The following is a 271-nucleotide window of genomic DNA, read 5'->3' on the forward strand; positions in this document are numbered from 1 at the left end:
GGGCTCCGCAGATCATCAAGCAGTTCGGCCTATCGGCACTCCAGGTCGGCTTCATCAATGCTATTCCCGGTATCTTCGCCGTCATTGCCATGGTTCTTTGGGCACGTCATTCCGACAAGACCGGCGAACGGACATGGCACGTCGTCGGAGCCTGCCTGCTGGCAGCCGCAGGACTGGCCTTCGCAACGGGTGCGACCAGCGTATTCACCGTCCTCATCGCTCTCACCCTCGTCAACATCGGCATCAGCTCCTCGAAGCCGCCGCTCTGGAG

1 protein-coding gene is annotated in these 271 nt (G+C 61.3%); it reads left to right on the forward strand.

The genetic code is table 11. The annotated features are described in order from the left end of the window. On the forward strand, window positions 1-271 hold a 271-nt coding region (locus tag AF337_RS10865), incomplete at both ends, for an MFS transporter (protein ID WP_152970973.1).

Origin of the sequence: Rhizobium ecuadorense (assembly GCF_001187535.1) — a bacterium.
Taxonomy (GTDB): domain Bacteria; phylum Pseudomonadota; class Alphaproteobacteria; order Rhizobiales; family Rhizobiaceae; genus Rhizobium; species Rhizobium ecuadorense.